The following is a 20,292-nucleotide window of genomic DNA, read 5'->3' on the forward strand; positions in this document are numbered from 1 at the left end:
CGACCCGCACGAAAGGCGTAACGATTTGGGCACTGTCTCAACGAGAGACCCGGTGAAATCATAGTACCTGTGAAGATGCAGGTTACCCGCGACAGGACGGAAAGACCCCATGGAGCTTTACTACAGCCTGATATTGAGGCTTTGTACGCGATGTACAGGATAGGTGGGAGTTTGTGAAGCCGGAGCGCCAGCTTCGGTGGAGACACCCTTGGGATACCACCCTTTGCGTATAGAGTCTCTAACTCGCAGCCGTGATCCGGCTGGAGGACCGTGTCAGGTGGGTAGTTTGACTGGGGCGGTCGCCTCCTAAACAGTAACGGAGGCGCCCAAAGGTTCCCTCAGAATGGTTGGAAATCATTCGAAGAGTGCAAAGGCAGAAGGGAGCTTGACTGCGAGACCTACAAGTCGAGCAGGGACGAAAGTCGGGCTTAGTGATCCGGTGGTTCCGCATGGAAGGGCCATCGCTCAACGGATAAAAGCTACCCTGGGGATAACAGGCTGATCTCCCCCAAGAGTCCACATCGACGGGGAGGTTTGGCACCTCGATGTCGGCTCATCGCATCCTGGGGCTGGAGTAGGTCCCAAGGGTTGGGCTGTTCGCCCATTAAAGCGGTACGCGAGCTGGGTTCAGAACGTCGTGAGACAGTTCGGTCCCTATCCGTCGTGGGCGCAGGAAATTTGAGGAGAGCTGTCCTTAGTACGAGAGGACCGGGATGGACGCACCGCTGGTGTACCAGTTGTTCCGCCAGGAGCATCGCTGGGTAGCTACGTGCGGACGGGATAAGTGCTGAAAGCATCTAAGCATGAAGCCCCCTCCGAGATGAGATTTCCCTTTGAGCAATCAAGAAAGACCCCTCAGAGACGATGAGGTAGATAGGTCATGGGTGGAAGCGTGGTGACACGTGGAGCTGAATGATACTAATCGGTCGAGGCTTTGATCTAGTCTATGGTTTGACAATTGATGAACTTCAGTTTTCAGGGAACAAGCCCTGAATATGTCTGGTGGCGATAGCGAAGCGGCCACACCCGTTCCCATGCCGAACACGGAAGTTAAGCGCTTCAGCGCCGAAAGTAGTTGGGGGTCTCCCCCTGTGAGGATAGGACGTTGCCAGGCAACATGAGACGATCGAGCATAACGCTCGGTCGTCTTTTTTAGTAGCGACGATGCATCAGCATCGTCGCTTTTCGTTTGCCTTTTTTTGAATCAATGATAGAATAAAGTCAAAAGTCAAAGATGGTCAGAGGGTGGTGGAGATGAGAAACATATCTGATGTGATCGAACAGTATTTAAAGCAAGTGCTGAAAGAAAGTCAGGCCGATACGATTGAAATCAAGAGGCAAGACATCGCGAAACGTTTTGAATGTGTCCCGTCTCAAATCAACTACGTCATCAACACACGATTCACAGTCGAAAAAGGGTATCTCGTAGAAAGCAAGCGAGGCGGAGGCGGGTATATTCGGATCCGTCGCGTTATTTTAAACGAGAAACAAGATCTGTTAGCGAGTTTGATTGATTACTTACATGAGCAACCCCGACTGACAGAACAAGTGATTGAGAATATATTAGTCCGTTTATTCGAAGAAGGACTATTGAATGAACGTGAAGTTCGACTGCTCTTTCATGTGCTCTCAGACGAATCACTAGGATTGCATGCGGATGACCGTTATTTGATTCGCAGACAGCAGTTGCTTGCATTGATGAAACTGTTAAGTTATCGCTGACGGAGGAAAAGATATGTTATGCGAACGGTGCAAACGGCGACCCGCCGTCAATGAAATGGTGATAATGGAAGATGGAATCCCGGTCAAACGGAAATTATGTCGAAATTGCGCATTTGAAGTGATGACGGGGTATGTTCCAGTCGTAAAGCGGTGCCCGACATGTCAAATTACGCAAACTGAGTTACAACAGTTGAGAAAAGCAGGTTGTGCCCATTGTTATACGGTGTTTCGAGATGACTTGATCAAGATGGCGCGTCAATATCAACAAGGGCACGATCATCATGTCGGATCGATTCCTAATTTGCTACGGACACCGGACGAACGAATCGAAGAGCGACTAGTAAAGTTAGCAGGGGAGTTAGAGCAAGCCGTCGAACAAGAAGATTATGAACGCGCAGCGCGCATCAAAAAAGAAATGATTCAATTGAAAGGTCAAGGTGAGGCATGATGGAGACATTCCTCAAACATCCACTTGGTCCGAAAATGAATGAACGCGCGAAACTCGATGACCTTGTCATCTCGACACGGATTCGGCTCGCTCGTAATTTGAAAGATACGGTCTTCTCTCCGGTGTTATCAAAAGAGGGGCAACGGCAACTATGTGAGCGAGTCGAGGCATCGCTCGGAGGATTGCAAGGATTTGAATACTTGCGAATGTCTTCGTATGATGCGGTGACACGTCAAGCACTCGTCGAGAAGCATCTCATCAGTCCGACGATTGCTGAAAAAGAAGATAGCGCCGTTTTCTTAAGTGAAGATGAAACGATCAGTGTCCTCATCAATGAAGAAGACCATCTACGAATTCAGACACTCTTACCTGGATTACAAGTGACCGAGGCGTTCGAGCTTGCGAAACGTGTGGACGAACTGTGTGAGGAGTCGCTCCCTTATGCGTTCGATGAGACGCTAGGCTATTTGACAACATGTCCTAGCAACATTGGAACCGGACTCCGCGCCTCGGTCATGTTACACTTGCCGGGATTGACGCTGACCGGACGAATAACTCCTATATTAAAAGAACTTCGTAAACTCGGATACACGATTCGCGGACGTTATGGAGAAGGGAGCGATGCTGCCGGGCGATTGTTTCAATTATCCAACCAACGAACGCTTGGCAGCCACGAGTCGCAACTCTTGTCAGACTTTATAGAAATCACGGAACAAGTCATTCAGGCGGAGCGTCAAGCCCGCGAATACCTGCTTACGAACAACCAGGATGAGCTTGAAGATCAGTTTTATCGTTCCTATGGCATTTTGCGATACGCGAAATTATTATCGTCGACTGAGGCGATAGAACGCCTATCGGATCTTCACTTAGCAAGTGACCTCGGATTGTTATCCGATTGGAGTCCCCCTCAATTTCACGATTTGATTGTCCGCATGCAATCAGGTTTCCTACAAAAACATTTCGGGAAAACATTATCTACGAAAGAACGAGATCGGGAACGAGCGACGCTCGTGCGTCGAACGTTAGATCAAGGCTTAGTTTGATTCAACTCTCAAGGAGGTTTTGTCAATGATGTTTGGTCGATTTACAGAACGAGCTCAGCGCGTATTAGCTTTAGCCCAAGAGGAAGCAGTACGGCTTGGCCATCATAATATTGGTACAGAGCACATTTTACTCGGCTTGATTCGAGAAGGGGAAGGCATCGCGGCTAAAGCGTTGTTTGCCCTCGGGATGACATCTGAGAAGATTCAGCAAGAAGTCGAGGCGTTGATCGGACGTGGTTCTGAGAACGGCTCAACGATTCACTATACGCCGCGAGCGAAAAAAGTGATTGAACTGTCGATGGATGAAGCCCGTAAACTCGGTCATTCATACGTCGGGACAGAACATATCTTGCTCGGCTTGATTCGAGAAGGGGAAGGCGTCGCTGCCCGGGTCATGAACAACCTTGGCATCAGCTTGACGAAAGCCCGTCAACAAGTGCTGCAACTTCTCGGCAACACGGAGTCATCGTCTAACGCCTCGCAGCCGGGTACAAGCGCTGCGACCCCTACGCTTGATGGTTTGGCCCGCGACTTGACACAGCAAGCACGTGAGTCGCGTCTCGATCCGGTCATCGGACGTTCAGGTGAGATTCAACGTGTGATTGAAGTGCTGTCACGACGCACGAAAAACAACCCGGTGTTGATCGGAGAGCCTGGTGTCGGTAAGACGGCAGTCGTCGAAGGACTCGCTCAACAGATTATTAACAATGAGGTCCCGGAGACACTTCGCAATAAACGCGTCATGGTGCTTGATATGGGGACGCTCGTCGCCGGTACAAAATACCGCGGGGAGTTCGAAGATCGCTTGAAAAAAGTCATGGACGAAATTCGTCAAGCCGGAAACGTCATCCTCTTCATTGATGAGCTGCATACGTTGATTGGTGCCGGTGGGGCCGAAGGAGCGATTGACGCCTCAAACATTTTGAAACCGTCACTCGCTCGTGGTGAGTTGCAATGTATCGGGGCGACGACGCTCGACGAATACCGCAAATATATCGAAAAAGACGCAGCACTCGAACGCCGCTTCCAACCGATTCAAGTGAACGAACCGACTGCAGAAGAGGCAGAGCAAATCTTACTCGGTTTACGTGATCGCTACGAAGCGCACCACCGCGTGACAATCACGGATGAGGCGGTCCACGAAGCGGTCGTCCTTTCAGACCGTTACATCTCAGACCGTTTCCTTCCGGACAAAGCGATTGACCTCGTCGATGAGGCGGCGTCAAAAGTGCGCCTCCGTTCGTTCACGGCGCCGCCAAACTTGAAAGAGCTCGAAGCACGGCTTGAGTCGATTCGAAAAGAGAAAGATTCGGCCGTCCAAAGCCAAGAGTTTGAAAAAGCAGCCTCGCTTCGCGACACGGAACAAAAAGTGCGTGAAGAACTCGAGCACCTCAAGTCTGAATGGCAAAATAAGCAAGGGAATGAAAAGCTCGAAGTGACGAAAGAAGATATCGCCCAAGTTGTCGCCAGTTGGACGGGCGTCCCGGTCACAAAGATCGCCGAAGAAGAGACGGATCGTCTCCTCAAACTTGAATCGATCCTTCATAACCGGGTCATCGGTCAAGACGAGGCGGTCAAATCGATTTCACGAGCGATTCGTCGTGCCCGTGCCGGTTTGAAAGATCCGAAACGACCGATTGGATCATTTGTGTTCCTCGGACCGACCGGGGTTGGTAAAACAGAGCTTGCCCGTGCCGTTGCCGAAGCGTTGTTCGGTGACGAAGATGCGATTATCCGAATCGATATGTCCGAGTACATGGAGAAACATGCGACGAGTCGACTCGTCGGCTCGCCACCAGGATACGTCGGCTATGAGGAAGGCGGTCAGTTGACGGAGAAAGTTCGTCGCAAGCCGTATTCGGTCATCTTGCTCGACGAGATCGAGAAGGCGCACCCGGAAGTATTCAACATCTTGCTTCAAGTGCTCGACGACGGCCGTCTGACAGACTCGAAAGGCCGCACCGTCGACTTCCGCAACACCGTCATCATTATGACGTCAAACGTCGGAGCCGCCGCGCTCAAACGAAACAAATATGTCGGTTTCACGGTTGAAGACGACGTGAAGCGTGAATATACAGAGATGAAGGACAAAGTCATGGAAGAGCTCAAAAAAGCGTTCCGTCCTGAGTTCTTGAACCGAATCGATGAGATCACAGTGTTCCACTCGCTCCAAAAAGAGCATATTCAAGAAATCGTCAAGCTCATGGCTGAGACGCTTACGAAACGCCTCGGGGAACAAGGTATTGATTTCACGTTAACCGAATCAGCGCTCGAGAAGATTGCAGAAGTCGGCTACGACCCTGAATACGGGGCTCGACCGCTCCGCCGGGCGCTCCAGCGTGAGGTGGAAGACCGCCTCTCAGAATCGATGCTCAGCGGTAACATTGCAAAAGGCAGTAAAGTCGCCCTCGATGTGCAAGACGGGGAATTCGTCGTCCGAAACGAAGGGGTCGTTCAATAATCCGTAGCCCCCTCTCTCCTATGAGGGGGCTTTTTTAGACAGAAGGGAACACGTATGGCTAAAATTAAAACGAAATATGTATGTCAATCTTGTGGCTACGAATCTGCCAAATGGATGGGGCGTTGCCCAGGATGTAATGAATGGAACACGCTCGTTGAAGAATTCGTCGAAGAGAAAAAGGCGAAACGAGGCGCCGCATTCGTGCATAGTTCATCGAGGCAGTTGAAACCGGAACGTCTCGCGGACGTCGTCTCGCAAGAAGAGACGCGCGTCCATACGAACAGTCAAGAGTTCGACCGTGTGCTCGGAGGCGGGATCGTGCCTGGTTCGCTCGTCCTTGTCGGAGGCGACCCGGGAATCGGGAAATCGACGATTTTGCTCCAAGTGAGTGCCCACCTGGCCCATAGCGGCCGAAAAGTGCTCTACATTTCAGGTGAGGAGTCGCTCAAACAGACGAAGCTTCGTGCTGAACGGCTCGGCCTGCCGACGCAGGATTTATATGTGCTCGCTGAGACGGATATGTTGATGATTGAGCGAGTCATCGACGAAGAAAAACCTGGGTTCGTCATCATCGACTCGATTCAAACGGTCTACATGGATGAGATTCAATCGGCGCCGGGCAGCGTCGCCCAAGTGCGAGAATGTACCGCCGCCTTGATGAAGATTGCTAAAACGCGAGGGGTGGCCGTCTTTATCGTCGGTCACGTCACGAAACAAGGCTCGATTGCCGGACCGCGTTTGCTTGAACACATGGTCGATGCTGTCCTTTATTTCGAAGGTGAACGTCACCACACGTTCCGAATCTTACGGGCTGTCAAAAACCGTTTCGGCTCGACGAACGAGATTGGTATCTTTGAAATGAAGGAAGGCGGGCTCGAGGAAGTGCTCAATCCGTCCGAGATATTTTTAGAAGAACGGACGGCCGGCGTATCGGGTTCGACCGTCGTCGCTTCGATGGAAGGGACGAGGACGGTGCTCGTCGAACTGCAAGCGCTCATCTCCCCGACCTCGTTCGGTAACCCACGGCGGATGGCGACGGGGATTGACCAAAACCGGGTCGCGCTACTCATGGCCGTGCTCGAGAAACGTTCCGGGCTTTTGCTTCAGACGCAAGATGCCTATTTGAAAGCGGCCGGCGGGGTCAAACTCGATGAACCGGCGATCGACTTGGCGATTTGCGTGTCCATCGCTTCGAGTTTCCGTGACCGTCCGACCCGACCGACGGACGTATGCATCGGGGAAGTCGGCTTGACCGGTGAAGTACGTCGTGTCTCACGAATCGAGCAGCGCGTCGCCGAAGCGGCCAAGCTCGGATTCACTCGAGCCATCATCCCGAAAAACAATCTTGGCGGCTGGACGGCCCCATCCGGGATCGACGTCGTCGGAGTCAGTACTGTCGATGAGGCGCTCCAGCTCACCATCCCGTTCTAAGGGGTGCCTCAGACAGTTTTTAACGCTTTGTAACGAACGCTTTCAAAAGAACCGTGTTACAATGAAAGTGTTATTTTTTTGAAATTAAAATTCATAATAAAAGGAGGTGGAATGAGTGAAGATTGCAGTGCGAATCGGATTTATTCTAATCGGACTCGTCGTCGGATGGTTCGGGATTATCGAAGCGATGCTTCTTCTCGGAGACCTAGGTGTGAACGTACCCGCTTGGTTGACGATTCCATACGTGGCTAGTTTGATTGGTGGACTTATCTTCTTCATTCTTAGTTTATTCTTGACCAATGGGGTCGTTAAATTTATCCGTTTTGTTGAAGAACGGCTCGTCCGTTTACCGGTCGGGGATATTTTATTCGGGTCGATCGGATTGATCATCGGGTTGTTAATCGCCTTTTTGATCAGCGTCTCACTCGAAGTGACGAACATTTTCTTGCTCAGTAAAATCGTTCCGATTTTCGTGACCGCCTTGTTCGGTTATTTCGGATTTGCCGTCGGGTATCGCAAGCGAAACGAATGGATCAAATTATTCGTGAAAAGTGAGCGTGAGAAGCAGCCGGCTGAGCCGGTTCGTCGTTCAAACGATAAAATATTGGATACGAGCGTCATCATCGATGGCCGGATTGCCGACATTGCGAAAACAGGGTTTATCGAAGGCACGCTCATCGTCCCGCAATTCGTGATTGGCGAGCTTCAGTATATCGCCGATTCGTCGGATACGTTGAAACGAAATCGCGGCCGTCGCGGTCTCGACATCTTGAAAGAGTTACAAGACAACGATCGCATCGAAGTCGAGATTTACGATGGAGATTTTGAAGATGTGGCGGAAGTCGACATCAAGTTGATCAAACTGGCTGAACTCAAGAATGGCATCGTCGTCACAAACGACTACAACTTGAACAAAGTGTGTGAAGTCCGCAACGTCCCGGTCTTGAACATTAACGACTTGGCTAACTCGGTGAAACAGATTGTCATCCCGGGAGAAGAGATGGTCGTTACAGTCATTAAAGAAGGAAAAGAACAAAATCAAGGAGTCGCCTACCTTGAAGACGGGACGATGGTCGTCGTCGAAGGGGGACGCAAACTCATCTCGAAGACGTTACCGGTCGTCGTGACGAGTGTACTCCAGACCTCGGCGGGTCGAATGATTTTTGCTCGTCCTGAATAACCATGAAAAAAGAGACGCATTCGCGCTCTCTTTTTTCACGAAGAGAGGTGAATGGACATGGTACGTTATTCAGTCGTCATCCCGGCAGCCGGACAAGGCAAACGGATGGGAGCGAATGAAAACAAATTAAGATTAGCGCTTCATGGGAAACCGATTATCGTCTGGACGGTCGAGGCGTTCGCCCGTGACTCGTGGTGTGACCACATCGTGTTGGCGATTCAACCGGAAGAGGCAGAATGGTTTGAATCGATGCTCGCCCACATTAGCACGCCGATCACGTATGTGGCCGGTGGAAAGGAACGACAAGAAAGTGTGCGGGCCGGGCTTCACGCCGTCGATGCAGATCGTGTCGTGTTGATCCATGACGGGGCGCGTCCGTTCGTGCGCATGAGTCAGTTACATGAAGTGGCGGAAGCGGCACAGACGAACGGGGCCATTTTGGCTGTCCCGGTGAAAGACACCGTCAAACAAGTGGCGGCTGGGGTGATTCAACAAACCGTTCCTCGTGAGGCGCTATGGCTGGCGCAAACACCGCAAGCTTTTCCGGCGGCTGAGATTCGGGCCATTCACGACCGAGCGGAGTCCGCTCGCGTCGTCGGGACCGATGATGCGAGCCTGTTCGAATGGGCGGGCAAAGAAGTGACCGTCATTCCAGGGGATTATCACAACATTAAAATGACGACGCCTGAAGATTTACTGTTTGGCGAAGCGATCTTGACAAAGGAGGATTATCGATGAGAATCGGACAAGGATTTGATGTGCATGCGTTCGCCGAAGGGCGGCCGCTCATTTTAGGGGGGATCGAGATCCCGCATGATCGTGGTTTACTCGGTCATTCAGACGCTGACGTGCTCTTGCATACGATCGCGGACGCGGCACTTGGGGCGATTGCGGCAGGGGATATCGGCAAACATTTCCCGGATACCGACCCGGCGTTCAAAGACGCAGATTCAAAAGTGTTGCTCCGACACGTCTGGAAACTCGTGAAAGCGGAAGGGTACGTGCTCGGCAACGTCGATGCGACGGTAATGGCGGAACGTCCGAAACTCCGGACGTATATCGACGACATGCGAGCGGTCATCGCGGAACTGCTTGAAGCCGACATTAGCCAAGTGAACGTCAAAGCGACGACGACGGAAAAGCTCGGTTTCACAGGACGTGAAGAAGGAATTGCCGCCCAGGCGGTCATCCTGCTCAACCGTGCTTGACAAAAGTGGTATACTATTTGGGCAGAAGAGAAGAAAGGTGGAAATAGTATGAGTGAAGTGCGTGTACGCTATGCGCCAAGTCCGACGGGTCACCTCCATATCGGGAACGCCCGGACCGCGCTATTCAATTATTTATATGCTCGCCACGCCGGCGGGAAGATGATTCTCCGAATCGAGGATACCGATCAGAAACGGAACGTCGAGAACGGTGTCGAAAGCCAGATGAAATATCTCGAATGGCTCGGAATCGATTGGGACGAGGGTCCAGGCCGCGGTGGCGACTACGGTCCTTATTTCCAAATGGAGCGACTTGACCTCTACAACAAACATGTGAACGAGTTGATGGAGAAAGGCCTGGCTTATAAATGCTACATGACGTCTGAAGAGTTGGAAGCCGAACGCGAAGCACAAATCGCTCGCGGTGAAGCACCACGCTACTCGGGCGCCCATCGTAACTTGAGCGCTGAGGAGCAGGCGGCGTTCGAAGCAGAAGGCCGCAAGCCGTCGATTCGCATCCGTGTGCCTGAGGGCGTCACGTACAAATGGACAGATGTCGTCAAAGGTGACGTCTCGTTCGAAGCGAAAGATTTCGGAGACTGGGTCATCGTCAAACAAGACGGGATCCCGACGTATAACTTTGCCGTCGTCGTCGACGATCATTTGATGAAAATCAGCCATGTGTTACGTGGAGATGACCATATCGCCAACACGCCGAAGCAAATGATGGTGTATGACGCGCTCGGGTGGGAGTATCCAGCGTTTGGTCATATGACACTCATCTATAACGAAAATCATAAAAAGTTGTCGAAGCGCGATGAGTCGATCATCCAGTTCATCGAACAGTACGCTGACCTCGGTTACTTGCCGGGTGCACTGTTCAACTTCATCTCACTTCTAGGCTGGTCGCCGGTCGGTGAAGAAGAGATCTTCACGAAAGAGCAATTTATCGACATGTTTGACGCGGGTCGTCTCTCGAAGAGCCCGGCCGTCTTTGACCAACAAAAGCTCGCGTGGATCAACAGCGTCTACATGAAGCATGCTTCGCTTGACGAAGTGGTGGCACTCAGTTTACCATTCTTACAAGAAGCGGGTCGTTTGCCTGAAGCGTTATCGATGGAAGAGGCCGACTGGGCGACAGCGCTCATCGCTCTCTATAAAGAACAGATGACACACGGGGCTGAGATTGTCTCGTTGACGGACTTGTTCTTTAAAGACGAAGTCGAGTATGACGAAGAGGCGAACGCGGTGCTTGCAGGCGAAACAGTACCGAGCGTCCTTGCCGAGTTCAAGGCGCAACTCGAAATGATCGAAGAGTTCACACCTGAAGCAGTCAAAGCGGCGACGAAAGCGACGCAAAAAGCGACGGGGCAAAAAGGGAAGAACTTGTTCATGCCGATCCGTGTCGCGACGACAGGGCAGACGCACGGGCCAGAGCTTCCGAACGCAATCGCATTAATTGGAAAAGAGCGTGTGGTGGCACGTCTCGCAACTTTATTAGCTTAAAGGCAATGATGAGGAAAGTAAGCGGATTGACACTTTACAGAGACTAGAACCAAGGCTGGAAGTTCTAGAAGCGTCCCCCGTCGAAGTGCACCTCGGAGCCGTTCCGGCGATACGTAGTCGGGACCGTGACTCGGCGTTAACGAGACTTGAGAGGGGAAGTTTCCCAAACAGAGTGGAACCGCGCTTACGGCGTCTCTGTGCCTTGGCACAGGGGCGTCTTTGTTTTTGATATGGAAAAGGAGAACAATTATGGGATTTTGGAAAAGTGTACGTGCAGATATCCGAAACGTGCTCGAGCTCGATCCGGCTGCCCGTTCGCAAGCAGAGGTCATCTTGACGTATCCGGGCCTCCATGCGCTTTGGGCGCATCGGATTGCCCATGGGCTCTGGAGACGTGACGTCAAACTACTGGCGAAATTGATCGCGCAAACGAGCCGGTGGGTGACCGGGATCGAGATTCATCCAGGTGCGGTCATCGGCGAAGGCCTGTTTATCGACCACGGGTTCGGTATCGTCATCGGGGAAACGGCCATCATCGGCAACAATGTCACGATCTATCAAGGTGTGACGTTAGGCGGAACTGGTAAAGAGAAAGGTAAGCGTCACCCGACGATCGGGAATGACGTGTTGATCTCGGCTGGGGCGAAAGTGCTCGGAAACATCACGATTGGCGATTGCGTCAAAATCGGGGCGAGTTCCGTCGTTTTAAAAGACGTTCCGTCCGATTCGACAGTCGTCGGGATACCAGGCCGTGTCGTCATTCGCAACGGAGAGCGGGTTAAACAACACGATCTCGATCATCGTTTCCCGGATCCGGATCGTGAATGCCAGGAACGGTTAGAGAACGCGGTAGCCGATCTGCAACGAAAGTTAGCCTCACTTGAAAAACGGATGGAGGAGAAGACACATGATTCAGTTTTACAACAGCCTCACGAATAAGAAAGAACCGTTCGTCCCGATCGTACCAGGGAAAGTATCGATGTATGTGTGCGGACCGACCGTCTATAACTACATCCACGTCGGGAACGCCCGACCAGCGATCGCATTCGACACGGTCCGTCGCTATTTGACGTATCGCGGCTATGATGTGAAGTACGTGTTGAACTTCACGGACGTCGACGATAAAATCATTCGAGCAGCGAACGAGCTCGGCGAAGACGTCTCGACGCTGACGAACCGTTACATTGAGGCGTATTTGGCCGATACGGGGGCGCTCAACGTCCAACCGGCCGATGTGCACCCGCGCGTCACCGACACGATGGAAGACATCATCGACTTCATCCGGAACTTAGAGACAGAAGGGTACGCCTATGCGTCTGAAGGTGACGTTTACTTCCGGACGCGTAAGTTTGATGAGTACGGCAAGCTCAGCCAGCAGTCGATTGAAGACTTACGGGCCGGCTCGCGTGTCGACGTCGGCGAGAAGAAAGAAGATCCTCTCGACTTCGTCTTGTGGAAAGCGGCGAAGCCGGGTGAACCGGCGTGGGAGAGTCCATGGGGCCAGGGACGGCCGGGTTGGCATATCGAATGCTCGACGATGGCGAAAAAACATCTCGGCAAGACGATTGACATCCATGCCGGCGGTCACGATTTGAAGTTCCCGCACCATGAGAATGAGATTGCCCAATCAGAAGCGTGCAACCACGCGAAGTTCGCCAATTATTGGCTTCATAACGGCTTCATCAATATCGAGAACGAGAAGATGTCAAAATCACTCGGCAACTTCTTACTCGTCCACGAAGCGTTGAAAGAGGTCGATGCGATGGTGCTCCGCTTCTTTATGTTATCGGTCCATTATCGTCACCCGATCAACTATAGCCGCGAGTTGATCAACCAAGCCTCGAACGGATGGGACCGCATCAAAGAAGCGTACCATAACGTCGAGCACCGGCTGTCGGTGACGGTCGGGCTAGAAGAGCCGAGCGAGGCGATGGAACGGAAGTTGACGGGAATCAAGTCTGCATTCATTGAAGCGATGGATGATGACATCAACACGGCCAACGCCGTCACAATCTTGTTTGACTTGGCGAAAGAAGCGAACATCTACGCCAAAGCGAACCACGTATCAAAAGAGACGCTTGAGCACGTCATCGACTTGTTCGACGAGTTGACCGGTGTCCTCGGATTGACCTTGTCCGAAGAGAAAGAACTGTTAGACGCCGAAATCGATCAATTGATTCAAGAGCGGAACACAGCCCGAGCCGAACGCAACTTCGCACGTGCCGACGAGATTCGTGACATGTTGAAACAACAGAACATTCAGCTCGAGGATACGGCGCAAGGCGTGCGGTGGAAACGCGTATGAGTTTGAACCCGTCCCAATTGAACGCCCTCGCCCTAGCTTACATGGGCGATGTCGTCTATGAGATGGCGGTTCGGAAACGGCTGCTCGAACGTGGATTGACACGACCGAACGACTTACACCGCGGGGCCGTCCGATACGTGAACGCTTCAGCCCAGGCGGGAGTCGTCACCCATTGGCTCGAGACGGGCATGTTGTCGGAAGAAGAACAGGCGGTCGTTCGTCGCGGGCGAAACGCCAAATCGGGATCGATCCCGAAGCGGACCGACGTCCATACGTACCGTTATTCGACCGCGTTTGAGGCATTGATTGGTTACACATACCTTACAGAAAGAAGGGATCGTCTTGAAGAACTCATCGAACAAGCGTTCATATGGCTCGAAACCGAGCAACCCGAAACGACATGATGGAGGACGAGCGAACGAAAAACGTTCGTTCGACCGTCCAAAAAATGACCGGGGGGACCGTCCGCATCGTCAGAAGCCGGAACGGCCGGACTATCAAGAAGTCGACGTCCTTGAAGAAGGCATCGATTTCCTCTACGGCCGTAACCCGGTCATCGAGGCGCTCCGGAGCGGACGCGACATGAACAAAGTCTTCATTATGGAAGGCCAACAAAAAGGACCGCTCGCCCAAATTATCGCGATGGCGAACGAGGCGTCTGTCCAAGTGTCATTCGTCCCGAAAACGAAACTCGAGAAGATGGCCGGCAGTGAACACCACCAAGGTGTCGTCGCAGCCGTCGCGGCTTACGAGTATAAGTCGATTGAGGATATGTTCGCACTCGCCGAATCAAAAGGTGAGACACCGCTCTTTATTTTGCTCGACGAATTAGAAGATCCTCACAACCTAGGTTCGATTTTACGGACGGCTGACGCTGTCGGGGCCCACGGGATCATCATCCCGAAACGCCGATCGGTCGGACTGACGCAAACCGTCGCCAAGGCGTCGACCGGCGCGATCGAGTACATCCCGGTCGCCCGTGTGACGAACTTGACGCGCACACTCGAGGAACTGAAAGAAAAAGGACTTTGGGTCGTCGGGACCGATGCGAGTGAGAGCCAAGACTATCGGCGCCTCGATGGCAACATGCCGCTCGTCGTCGTCATTGGCAGCGAAGGGAAAGGGATGAGCCGGCTCGTTCGTGAGACGTGTGACTTCCTCGTCCATATGCCGATGGTCGGTCACGTCACATCGCTCAACGCTTCGGTCGCGGCCGCGCTTCTGTTGTATGAAGTGCACCGTACACGTCACCCGTTGTCATGAGCTTAAAGCGCGAACTGCTCCTTGTCGACGGCTACAACATTATCGGCGCCTGGCCCCATCTCCGTAAGCTTCGGGACATTGACTTCGAGAAGGCCCGCAACGATTTAATCGAGGCGATGGCCGAGTATCAGGCGGTCACCGGTCGTCAAGTGACGATCGTCTTTGACGCGCACATGCGATACGGACGAGAGGCGAAAGCGAGGCAGAGCCGCGTCGCCGTCGTCTATACGAAAGAGAACGAAACGGCAGACGAATGGATTGAACGGCGGGCCCATGAGCTCGTCGACGATCGTCTCGTGACGCTGTTCGTCGCCACGAATGACTTTACCGAACAGTGGGTCATCTTTGGTCAAGGCGCACTGCGGGTGCCGGCCGCCGAGTTGTTGAAAGATTGGAAGCAGGCACAAAAGCTCATCGAGATCGAACGGCGTGCCTTAGAGAAGGACAGGTCGAACCGTAAAACAATCGACCTCTCGCCTGACGTAAGGGCGCGATTCGAAGAAATGCGTCGCCGTAAGTCGAATCGTGACGAGCATCACTGACGAGTTCATGAAATGGACTCGTCTTTGTTGTTGGTTTGACATTTTTTTGAAAGGAAATGTTGTATACTAATAGATGTATGCGTTATACGAAAGATAATTGACGGAATTTTTAGAAATTTGTTTGACGGTCGTTTTATAGGCTGCCTATAATGGGAGCACAAACTTACATAGTTCATCATCAATTGCCGGGGGGTATGAAACATGAACGGATGGCCATACGAACAATTTGAAACCATGTCAGACGAAGAGCTCGTCTTTCTGGCACGTAACGAAGGGGATAGCGATGCGTTAGAGTTTCTGATTGAGCGCTATCGTTATTTTGTCAGGGCTAAGGCGAGGTCTTATTTCTTGATCGGTGCCGATCATGAGGACATCGTGCAAGAAGGAATGATCGGGCTGTATAAAGGGGTTCGAGATTACCGAGACGAGCGGCTCGCCTCGTTTAAAAGTTTTGCTGAAATGTGTATCACGCGGCAGATGATCACGGCGATCAAGACGGCGACACGTCAAAAGCACATCCCGCTCAATTCGTACGTGTCACTTGATAAGCCGATCTTTGACGATGAGTCGGACCGGACGCTGTTAGACGTCATATTGCCCCCGCACCCGACCGACCCGCAAGAACTGCTCGTGACGCGGGAAGACCAATTGTTCATGGAAGAAAAGATGGATGAGCTCCTTAGCGACCTGGAACGAAAAGTGCTTCGTCTCTATTTGGACGGACGTTCGTACCAAGAGATCTCTGATGACCTTGACCGTCACGTCAAGTCGATTGACAACGCGTTGCAACGCGTCAAAAAGAAATTTGAGCGCCACGTCGACATCAAAACGTTAACGAGTTAACCGATATTGACCCCACGCCTCCTATGTGATACTTTTAAGGCAGCGCCTTGTCCGTAGACGCCATTTTACAGGAGGCGTTTTTTTTTCGCTCTTTTTTAATGGGAGCCGTCGAAAGGGGCGCTTATGAATGGCAAAGAAAGTAAGTCTCGCATGCGCGGATTGTGGGTCACGAGTTTACTCGACGACCAAGAAAGAGGATGTGCGGACGCGGCTTGAATTGAACAAGTTCTGCCGTCGTTGCAATGCGCATACGATGCATCGAGAATCAAAGTAACGTTAATTGGCATTCAATGTAGGAGGAAGCTACCATGAACTTTTTGCGTGATGTATGGAAAGAGTTAAAGAAAACGAGTTGGCCGACTCGTAAAGAGCTCACGAAATATACCATCACAGTCATCGCGACCGTCGTCGTGATTGGCCTGTTCGTGTTTGGCGTGGATACTGGTGTCAGTTATCTCGTCAACCTATTGATCAACTAAGGAAAGAGGTGAGAGCCGTGGAGAAACAATGGTTTGTTGTCCAGACGTATTCTGGCTTTGAGAACAATGTCAAAGAAAACTTAGAACGCCGAATCGGTTCGATGAACATGGAAGATAAAATTTTCCGCGTCCTCGTTCCAACCGAAACAACGCAAGAAGAAGTCACGCTTAAAAGTGGCGAGAAGAAGATCAAAGAACGTGAAGTGAAAAACTTCCCGGGCTACGTGTTCGTCGAAATGATCATGACGGATGATTCATGGTACGTCGTGCGAAACACGCCGAACGTCACAGGCTTCCTCGGCTCGACAGGGGGCGGCGCCAAGCCGATCCCGCTCCAACCTGACGAAGTGACGAACGTGCTTTCGCAGATGGGTCTCATCGAGAAGAAAGACCGTTACAACTACGAGCTCGGCGATCTTGTCCGTGTCAAAGAAGGCGCGTTCGAGAACTTTGAAGGCACGATTGATGAAATCGAAGCGGACAAAGAGAAGCTTAAAGTCGTCGTCGACATGTTCGGCCGCGAAACAAAAATTGAGCTTGATTTCGAACAAGTTCAGAAAATTAACTAAAACCCACTTGCCATCCTGAGAAACGGATGGTACAATCGGAAATGTTTGATGTTGTGCTATATTTCGGTACAAACTCGACCTAATAGATTGAGTGGGAGGGCGCACAACGTCCAAGAAACCACATTTTAGACTTAAGGAGGTGTGTCTCGTGGCGAAAAAAGTTACTAAACTCGTTAAACTTCAAATCCCAGCTGGTAAAGCTAACCCAGCACCACCAGTAGGTCCAGCACTTGGTCAAGCAGGTGTTAACATCATGGGATTCTGTAAAGAGTTCAACGCTCGTACACAAGACCAAGCCGGATTGATTATTCCTGTAGTCATTACGGTATACGAAGATCGTTCGTTTACATTCATTACGAAAACTCCACCAGCTGCAGTTCTTTTGAAGAAAGCTGCTGGTATCGAGAGCGGTTCAGGTGAACCAAACCGTAAGAAGGTAGCAACGGTTAAGCGTGATAAAGTTCGCGAAATCGCTGAACTTAAAATGCCTGACCTTAACGCGTCGTCTGTTGAAACAGCGATGCTTATGGTTGAAGGTACTGCGCGTAGTATGGGTATTGTAATCGAAGACTAATTTATTAGTCTCTGGGATTGACGGTGAATATTGTACTCACCTTCAATCCCTTCATTATGTGGGAGGAAATTCCGCTAACCACAAGGAGGAAAAGAATCATGGGTAAAAAACACCAAGAAGCAGCTAAGCTTGTTGACCGCACGAAGTCATACGAACTCGCTGAGGCCGTTGAACTCGTTCAAAAAACAGCTACTGCTAAATTCGATGAAACAATCGAAGTTGCTGTCCGTCTCGGCGTAGATCCGAAGAAAGCGGACCAACAAATCCGCGGTGCCGTTGTACTTCCACACGGTACTGGTAAAACTCAAAAAGTTCTCGTCTTCGCAAAAGGCGAAAAAGTTAAAGAAGCTGAAGCGGCTGGCGCTGACTACGTCGGTGATTCTGAGTTCATCACTAAAATCCAACAAGGATGGTTCGACTTCGATGTTATCGTTGCGACACCTGACATGATGGGTGAAGTTGGTAAACTTGGTCGCGTTCTCGGACCAAAAGGCCTCATGCCTAACCCGAAAACAGGCACAGTCACGTTCGACGTTGCGAAAGCAATCGCGGACATCAAAGCTGGTAAAGTAGAATACCGCGTCGACAAAGCCGGTAACATCCACGTACCAGTTGGTAAGAAGTCATTTGAAGCAACAAAACTCTCTGAGAACATCGAGACAATCATCGAGACACTCATGAAAGTGAAGCCTGCTACTGCAAAAGGAACTTACCTCAAAAACATCGCGCTTTCGTCAACAATGGGTCCTGGTATCCGTGTTGCGACTGCCGACTTCATCAAGTAATCTACTTGAAATAAACTGTTGACAACGTGTGATACCGCTGTTAAAGTAAGACACGTTCAACCGAATATGTTGGATTACCGCAGACAGAAGGTGGACATCGGTCCGTAAACCCTTCCGAGGTGTCTTTGCTCGAACTTGAGCCTGTTGTCACAGGTTTACTTTCAAACAATTACGCCCTCGTATGTCTTCATACGAGGGATTTCTTTTTGAAGAGCAGCCTCTCGTCCGGTACAAGAAATGACTAGGAGGTGCAAACACATGGCAAGCGAAAAAATCGTAGCTCAGAAATCGGCACTTGTCGATGAAATCGCTGAGAAAATGCAAGCGAGCGTTGGAACAATCGTTGTTGACTACCGTGGACTTACAGTTGAAGAAGTGACTACACTCCGTAAATCACTCCGTGACGCTGGAATCGAGTTCAAAGTATACAAAAACGGACTTCTTCGCCGCGCGGCTACTCAGTCTGGCTTTGACGGTCTTGACGAAGTCTTCACAGGTCCTACAGCAGTCGCGTTCTCGAAAGAAGACGTTGTTGCTCCAGCTAAGATCTTGAACGACTTCTCGAAAGAGCACAAAGCGCTCGAATTGAAAGGCGGAATCATCGAAGGCAAAGTAACTTCACTTGAAGAAGTGAAAGCTCTTGCAGAACTTCCATCACGCGAAGGTCTTCTCTCGATGCTTCTCAGCGTACTTCAAGCTCCAATCCGTGGGCTCGCAGTCGCAACAAACGCAATCGCAGAACAAAAAGAAGAGCAGTCTGCTTAATTTTTGTCTCGTAGCGTAACAACAACTTTTTACAACATCAAAGGAGGAAAACCATAATGGCTTTCAACAAAGAGCAATTCATCGAAGACCTCAAATCAATGACGGTTCTCGAACTTAACGAACTCGTAAAAACAATCGAAGAAGAATTCGGCGTATCAGCAGCAGCTCCAGTAGCAGTTGCAGGTGCAGGCGCAGCAGCAGCTGAAGAGCAAACTGAATTCGACGTAATCCTCACAAACGCTGGCGCTGGTAAAATCAACGTCATCAAAGCGGTACGTGAACTTACAGGCCTCGGTCTTAAAGAAGCGAAAGCACTCGTTGACGGAACTCCGGCTCCAGTCAAAGAAGGCGTTTCTAAAGAAGATGCAGACGCAGTTAAAGCTAAGCTTGAAGAAGCTGGCGCAACTGTCGAAGTTAAGTAATCTAACTTTTACTTCACAAGCTATAGAAGCTCGCCATGGCGAGCTTCTTTTATTTCCTTGAAGAATGGGTTAGGAGGTTCAACGCATGGGAGATCATTACTATACGAACGATCCGAGTTCAAAAAGTACCCCGGAGACATGGTCGTACGAGTTGCGAGGGAAGACGTATCGCTTCACCTCGGACCGCGGCGTGTTCTCGAAAGGATCGGTCGATTTTGGGTCACGTCTCTTAATCGAGTCATTTGAAGTGCCTATTGTTTCAGGTCGCATTTTAGATGTCGGCTGTGGTTACGGTCCGATGGGGATCTCGCTTGCCGACGCCTCTGGGCGTGAAGCACTCCTCGTCGACGTGAACGAACGAGCGCTTGCCTTGTCCGAACAAAACGCCACCCAAAACGGAGTGACGATTGAAACACGAATGAGCCACGCGTACGATGCGGTCGGAGATGAACGGTTCGCGGCAATCGTGACCAACCCGCCGATTCGGGCTGGGAAACAAGTGGTCCACACGATTTTGCGAGACGCGCACGACCATCTTGTCGTAGGTGGAGCGCTTTATGTCGTCATCCAAAAGAAACAGGGAGCACCTTCTGCCAAGAAGCTGCTTGAAGATGTGTTTGGTCACGTCGAGACACTTGCGAAAGAAAAAGGCTATTTCATTTTCCGGGCAATTCGGTCTTGACAAACGGCGAAGTCTTGTTGACTCGCTATAACGTATATGCTAACATTATAAAATGCCATTGGAATGG

23 protein-coding genes, 2 rRNA genes and 2 other annotated features (1 of these 27 cut by a window edge) are annotated in these 20,292 nt (G+C 51.1%); all 25 genes read left to right on the forward strand.

Annotated features, from left to right (window positions below):
• A 23S ribosomal RNA gene (locus P398_RS0103090) occupies positions 1–942 on the forward strand; it begins 1,972 nt to the left of the window's first position.
• 56 nt (positions 943–998) lie between these two features.
• Positions 999–1,114, forward strand: a 5S ribosomal RNA gene (gene rrf, locus P398_RS0103095).
• Positions 1,115–1,254: 140 nt separating this feature from the next.
• Positions 1,255–1,722: a CtsR family transcriptional regulator gene (locus P398_RS0103100; RefSeq protein WP_029334037.1), complete on the forward strand. Its 468-nt coding sequence runs from the start codon at positions 1,255–1,257 to the stop codon at positions 1,720–1,722.
• A gap of 223 nt (positions 1,723–1,945) precedes the next feature.
• Positions 1,946–2,170, forward strand: coding sequence for a UvrB/UvrC motif-containing protein (locus P398_RS17025; RefSeq protein ID WP_235263300.1), 225 nt, complete (start codon positions 1,946–1,948; stop codon positions 2,168–2,170).
• Complete coding sequence (locus P398_RS0103110) at positions 2,167–3,213, forward strand: protein arginine kinase (protein ID WP_034798845.1); 1,047 nt, start codon at positions 2,167–2,169, stop codon at positions 3,211–3,213. Before P398_RS17025 ends, P398_RS0103110 begins: the two co-directional genes overlap by 4 nt.
• Positions 3,214–3,238: 25 nt before the next feature.
• Positions 3,239–5,674, forward strand: coding sequence for an ATP-dependent protease ATP-binding subunit ClpC (gene clpC, locus P398_RS0103115; RefSeq protein WP_024372160.1), 2,436 nt, complete (start codon positions 3,239–3,241; stop codon positions 5,672–5,674).
• Between the two features lie 54 nt (positions 5,675–5,728).
• Complete coding sequence (gene radA / locus P398_RS0103120) at positions 5,729–7,105, forward strand: DNA repair protein RadA (protein WP_024372161.1); 1,377 nt, start codon at positions 5,729–5,731, stop codon at positions 7,103–7,105.
• Between the two features lie 115 nt (positions 7,106–7,220).
• Positions 7,221–8,285: a PIN/TRAM domain-containing protein gene (locus P398_RS0103125; protein WP_029334039.1), complete on the forward strand. Its 1,065-nt coding sequence runs from the start codon at positions 7,221–7,223 to the stop codon at positions 8,283–8,285.
• Between the two features lie 57 nt (positions 8,286–8,342).
• The gene (gene ispD, locus P398_RS0103130) at positions 8,343–9,023 is read left to right on the forward strand and encodes a 2-C-methyl-D-erythritol 4-phosphate cytidylyltransferase (protein WP_081828325.1); all 681 of its coding nucleotides are present in this window, start codon (positions 8,343–8,345) and stop codon (positions 9,021–9,023) included.
• Positions 9,020–9,493 carry a 2-C-methyl-D-erythritol 2,4-cyclodiphosphate synthase gene (ispF, locus tag P398_RS0103135; protein ID WP_029334041.1) on the forward strand — a complete coding sequence of 158 codons (474 nt, stop codon included), beginning with the start codon at positions 9,020–9,022 and terminating at the stop codon, positions 9,491–9,493. Before ispD ends, ispF begins: the two co-directional genes overlap by 4 nt.
• A 48-nt stretch (positions 9,494–9,541) precedes the next feature.
• On the forward strand, positions 9,542–10,996 hold the full coding sequence (gltX, locus tag P398_RS0103140; protein WP_024372165.1) for a glutamate--tRNA ligase: 1,455 nt from the start codon (positions 9,542–9,544) through the stop codon (positions 10,994–10,996).
• Positions 10,993–11,196: a binding site (T-box leader), on the forward strand. (Overlaps the previous gene by 4 nt.)
• A gap of 49 nt (positions 11,197–11,245) precedes the next feature.
• Positions 11,246–11,935, forward strand: coding sequence for a serine O-acetyltransferase (gene cysE / locus P398_RS0103145; protein WP_024372166.1), 690 nt, complete (start codon positions 11,246–11,248; stop codon positions 11,933–11,935).
• Positions 11,904–13,301: a cysteine--tRNA ligase gene (gene cysS / locus P398_RS0103150; protein ID WP_029334042.1), complete on the forward strand. Its 1,398-nt coding sequence runs from the start codon at positions 11,904–11,906 to the stop codon at positions 13,299–13,301. The genes cysE and cysS overlap by 32 nt, the downstream gene beginning before the upstream one ends.
• A complete protein-coding gene (locus P398_RS0103155) occupies positions 13,298–13,705 on the forward strand; it encodes a Mini-ribonuclease 3 (RefSeq protein WP_029334043.1) in 408 nt (135 codons plus the stop codon). Before cysS ends, P398_RS0103155 begins: the two co-directional genes overlap by 4 nt.
• Positions 13,706–13,826: 121 nt before the next feature.
• Positions 13,827–14,564: a 23S rRNA (guanosine(2251)-2'-O)-methyltransferase RlmB gene (gene rlmB / locus P398_RS0103160; RefSeq protein WP_029334044.1), complete on the forward strand. Its 738-nt coding sequence runs from the start codon at positions 13,827–13,829 to the stop codon at positions 14,562–14,564.
• Positions 14,561–15,106, forward strand: a complete 546-nt coding sequence (locus P398_RS0103165; RefSeq protein WP_029334045.1) for an NYN domain-containing protein — start codon at positions 14,561–14,563, stop codon at positions 15,104–15,106. Before rlmB ends, P398_RS0103165 begins: the two co-directional genes overlap by 4 nt.
• 201 nt (positions 15,107–15,307) lie before the next feature.
• A complete protein-coding gene (gene sigH, locus P398_RS0103170) occupies positions 15,308–15,949 on the forward strand; it encodes an RNA polymerase sporulation sigma factor SigH (protein ID WP_024372171.1) in 642 nt (213 codons plus the stop codon).
• 127 nt (positions 15,950–16,076) lie between these two features.
• Positions 16,077–16,223: a 50S ribosomal protein L33 gene (gene rpmG, locus P398_RS16530; RefSeq protein WP_081648631.1), complete on the forward strand. Its 147-nt coding sequence runs from the start codon at positions 16,077–16,079 to the stop codon at positions 16,221–16,223.
• A gap of 34 nt (positions 16,224–16,257) precedes the next feature.
• Positions 16,258–16,428, forward strand: coding sequence for a preprotein translocase subunit SecE (gene secE, locus P398_RS0103175; RefSeq protein WP_012727692.1), 171 nt, complete (start codon positions 16,258–16,260; stop codon positions 16,426–16,428).
• A 17-nt stretch (positions 16,429–16,445) separates the two neighbouring features.
• Positions 16,446–16,997, forward strand: coding sequence for a transcription termination/antitermination protein NusG (gene nusG / locus P398_RS0103180; protein WP_024372172.1), 552 nt, complete (start codon positions 16,446–16,448; stop codon positions 16,995–16,997).
• A 148-nt stretch (positions 16,998–17,145) separates the two neighbouring features.
• Positions 17,146–17,571 (forward strand): 50S ribosomal protein L11, encoded by a 426-nt coding sequence (gene rplK / locus P398_RS0103185; protein ID WP_021066593.1) that lies wholly within the window; start codon positions 17,146–17,148, stop codon positions 17,569–17,571.
• 98 nt (positions 17,572–17,669) lie between these two features.
• Entirely contained in the window at positions 17,670–18,356 is a 687-nt protein-coding gene (rplA, locus tag P398_RS0103190) for a 50S ribosomal protein L1 (protein WP_024372173.1), read from the forward strand.
• Positions 18,357–18,415: 59 nt separating this feature from the next.
• Positions 18,416–18,569: a sequence feature (ribosomal protein L10 leader region), on the forward strand.
• Positions 18,570–18,614: 45 nt separating this feature from the next.
• Positions 18,615–19,121, forward strand: coding sequence for a 50S ribosomal protein L10 (gene rplJ, locus P398_RS0103195; RefSeq protein ID WP_024372174.1), 507 nt, complete (start codon positions 18,615–18,617; stop codon positions 19,119–19,121).
• Positions 19,122–19,177: 56 nt separating this feature from the next.
• A complete protein-coding gene (rplL, locus tag P398_RS0103200) occupies positions 19,178–19,543 on the forward strand; it encodes a 50S ribosomal protein L7/L12 (RefSeq protein WP_024372175.1) in 366 nt (121 codons plus the stop codon).
• An 85-nt stretch (positions 19,544–19,628) separates the two neighbouring features.
• Positions 19,629–20,225, forward strand: coding sequence for a class I SAM-dependent methyltransferase (locus P398_RS0103205; RefSeq protein ID WP_024372176.1), 597 nt, complete (start codon positions 19,629–19,631; stop codon positions 20,223–20,225).
• The last annotated feature ends 67 nt before the right edge of the window (positions 20,226–20,292 follow it).

This window comes from Exiguobacterium aurantiacum DSM 6208, from assembly GCF_000702585.1.
GTDB classification, from domain to species: Bacteria; Bacillota; Bacilli; order Exiguobacteriales; family Exiguobacteriaceae; genus Exiguobacterium; species Exiguobacterium aurantiacum.

Bases quoted from the DNA above. Each gene is read 5' to 3' on its own strand.
- P398_RS0103100 (WP_029334037.1), top strand. From the start codon at position 1,255: ATGAGAAACATATCTGATGTGATCGAACAGTATTTAAAGCAAGTGCTG.
- P398_RS0103110 (WP_034798845.1), top strand. From the start codon at position 2,167: ATGATGGAGACATTCCTCAAACATCCACTTGGTCCGAAAATGAATGAA.
- clpC (WP_024372160.1), top strand. From the start codon at position 3,239: ATGATGTTTGGTCGATTTACAGAACGAGCTCAGCGCGTATTAGCTTTA.
- radA (WP_024372161.1), top strand. From the start codon at position 5,729: ATGGCTAAAATTAAAACGAAATATGTATGTCAATCTTGTGGCTACGAA.
- ispD (WP_081828325.1), top strand. From the start codon at position 8,343: ATGGTACGTTATTCAGTCGTCATCCCGGCAGCCGGACAAGGCAAACGG.
- ispF (WP_029334041.1), top strand. From the start codon at position 9,020: ATGAGAATCGGACAAGGATTTGATGTGCATGCGTTCGCCGAAGGGCGG.
- gltX (WP_024372165.1), top strand. From the start codon at position 9,542: ATGAGTGAAGTGCGTGTACGCTATGCGCCAAGTCCGACGGGTCACCTC.
- cysE (WP_024372166.1), top strand. From the start codon at position 11,246: ATGGGATTTTGGAAAAGTGTACGTGCAGATATCCGAAACGTGCTCGAG.
- cysS (WP_029334042.1), top strand. From the start codon at position 11,904: ATGATTCAGTTTTACAACAGCCTCACGAATAAGAAAGAACCGTTCGTC.
- P398_RS0103155 (WP_029334043.1), top strand. From the start codon at position 13,298: ATGAGTTTGAACCCGTCCCAATTGAACGCCCTCGCCCTAGCTTACATG.
- P398_RS0103165 (WP_029334045.1), top strand. From the start codon at position 14,561: ATGAGCTTAAAGCGCGAACTGCTCCTTGTCGACGGCTACAACATTATC.
- sigH (WP_024372171.1), top strand. From the start codon at position 15,308: ATGAACGGATGGCCATACGAACAATTTGAAACCATGTCAGACGAAGAG.
- rpmG (WP_081648631.1), top strand. From the start codon at position 16,077: ATGGCAAAGAAAGTAAGTCTCGCATGCGCGGATTGTGGGTCACGAGTT.
- secE (WP_012727692.1), top strand. From the start codon at position 16,258: ATGAACTTTTTGCGTGATGTATGGAAAGAGTTAAAGAAAACGAGTTGG.
- rplA (WP_024372173.1), top strand. From the start codon at position 17,670: ATGGGTAAAAAACACCAAGAAGCAGCTAAGCTTGTTGACCGCACGAAG.
- rplJ (WP_024372174.1), top strand. From the start codon at position 18,615: ATGGCAAGCGAAAAAATCGTAGCTCAGAAATCGGCACTTGTCGATGAA.
- rplL (WP_024372175.1), top strand. From the start codon at position 19,178: ATGGCTTTCAACAAAGAGCAATTCATCGAAGACCTCAAATCAATGACG.
- P398_RS0103205 (WP_024372176.1), top strand. From the start codon at position 19,629: ATGGGAGATCATTACTATACGAACGATCCGAGTTCAAAAAGTACCCCG.